Here is a 2,500-nt window from a genome sequence, read left to right on the forward strand (position 1 = left end):
AAAAAAAACCCTTATCATAAAAATATATGATAAGGGTTTCAAAAAAGGCGACGACCTACTCTCCCACAAATGCAGTACCATCGGCGCAAATGGGCTTAACTTCTCTGTTCGGAATGGTAAGAGGTGAGCCCCATCGCTATAATCACCTTAAATCTTTCGGTGTGTGTAATGCTAACTAGTAGCAGTTACTTAACCGTATATAATAACATATTGAAAAAAAACATCATAAAAATATATTGTAACTCTAAAAAAACAGGCGTACAATAAGCCTATGGGTTATTAGTACTACTCGGCTATGACATTACTGCCTTTACACCTGTAGCCTATCAACGTGGTCATCTTCCACGACCCTTTAAAGAAATCTCATCTTGTGGTAGGTTTCGCGCTTATATGCTTTCAGCGCTTATCCTTTCCCAACGTAGCTACCCAGCAATGCTCCTGGCGGAACAACTGGTACACCAGAGGTTAGTCCAACTCGGTCCTCTCGTACTAGAGTCAGATCCACTCAAATTTCTAACGCCCACTGTAGATAGAGACCGAACTGTCTCACGACGTTCTGAACCCAGCTCGCGTGCCACTTTAATGGGCGAACAGCCCAACCCTTGGGACCTTCTCCAGCCCCAGGATGTGACGAGCCGACATCGAGGTGCCAAACCCCCCCGTCGATGTGAGCTCTTGGGGGAGATCAGCCTGTTATCCCCGGAGTACCTTTTATCCTTTGAGCGATGGCCCTTCCATGCGGAACCACCGGATCACTATGCTCTACTTTCGTACCTGATCGACCTGTATGTCTCTCAGTCAAGCTCCCTTATGCCATTGCACTCTACGCACGGTTACCAAGCGTGCTGAGGGAACCTTTAGAAGCCTCCGTTACTCTTTTGGAGGCGACCACCCCAGTCAAACTACCCACCAAGCACTGTCCCTCTGAAAGAGGTTAGACTCTAGATAAGCAAAGGGTGGTATTTCAACAATGACTCCACAACGCCTGGCGACGCCGCTTCAAAGTCTCCCACCTATCCTACACATTACTTATCCAAAGCCAATACTAAGCTATAGTAAAGGTTCACGGGGTCTTTTCGTCCCACAGCGGGTAATCGGCATCTTCACCGATACTACAATTTCACCGAGCTCATGGCTGAGACAGTGTCCAGATCGTTACACCATTCGTGCAGGTCGGAACTTACCCGACAAGGAATTTCGCTACCTTAGGACCGTTATAGTTACGGCCGCCGTTTACTGGGGCTTCATTTCAGATCTTCGCCGAAGCTAAACCCTCCACTTAACCTTCCAGCACCGGGCAGGTGTCAGGCCCTATACATCATCTTTCGATTTAGCAGAGCCCTGTGTTTTTGATAAACAGTCGCCTGGACCTTTTCACTGCGGCCCCACCGAAGTGGGGCGACCCTTCTCCCGAAGTTACGGGCCGATTTTGCCTAGTTCCTTAGCCATGAATCTCTCGAGCACCTTAGAATTCTCATCCCAACTACCTGTGTCGGTTTAGGGTACGGGCTGCTTCACTCGCTTTTCTTGGAAGTCGCTTCTCTGGATTATCACCTTGACCGTAGTCTCAGTGTACTATCGCGGTATTACTACTCGCTTCAACGTGCTATTCCGTCAGCACGCACCAAATATACGCCTCCGTCACTTTTAGTGTGAGCAGGTACAGGAATATTAACCTGTTGTCCATCCACTTCCCCTTTCGGGTTCGCGTTAGGTCCCGACTAACCCTCAGCTGATTAGCATAGCTGAGGAAACCTTAGTCTTTCGGTGTGCGGGTTTCTCGCCCGCATTATCGTTACTTATGCCTACATTTTCTTTTGTAGCTTCTCCAGCAAGCCTCACGACTCACCTTCGACGACACTACAATGCTCCCCTACCACTTTTTCAAGTCCATAGCTTCGGTAGTATGTTTATGCCCGATTATTATCCATGCCGAACCGCTCGACTAGTGAGCTGTTACGCACTCTTTAAATGAATGGCTGCTTCCAAGCCAACATCCTAGCTGTCTAAGCAGTTCAACCTCGTTTATTCAACTTAACATACATTTGGGGACCTTAGCTGATGGTCTGGGTTCTTTCCCTCTCGGACATGGACCTTAGCACCCATGCCCTCACTGCTGATTAACATTTTATAGCATTCGGAGTTTGTCAGGAATTGGTAGGCGGTGAAGCCCCCGCATCCAATCAGTAGCTCTACCTCTATAAAACTATAAATCAACGCTGCACCTAAATGCATTTCGGGGAGTACGAGCTATTTCCGAGTTTGATTGGCCTTTCACCCCTACCCACAGGTCATCCGAAGACTTTTCAACGTCAACCGGTTCGGGCCTCCACTGTGTGTTACCACAGCTTCACCCTGCCCATGGGTAGATCACACGGTTTCGCGTCTACCACTACTAACTAAAGCGCCCTATTCAGACTCGCTTTCGCTACGGCTGCGGCACTGAATGCCTTAACCTTGCTAGCAACGGTAACTCGTAGGCTCATTATGCAAAAGGCAC

General features: G+C 48.4%; 2 rRNA genes (1 of these 2 cut by a window edge). Both read right to left on the bottom strand.

Annotated elements, in window-relative coordinates:
• Positions 1–42: 42 nt before the first annotated feature.
• Positions 43–150, bottom strand: a 5S ribosomal RNA gene (gene rrf / locus H7350_RS16930).
• 109 nt (positions 151–259) lie between these two features.
• Positions 260–2,500: ribosomal RNA gene (locus tag H7350_RS16935) — 23S ribosomal RNA — on the bottom strand; it runs 579 nt beyond the window's last position.

Source organism: Psychroserpens algicola, from assembly GCF_014526325.1.
Taxonomy (GTDB): domain Bacteria; phylum Bacteroidota; class Bacteroidia; order Flavobacteriales; family Flavobacteriaceae; genus Psychroserpens; species Psychroserpens algicola.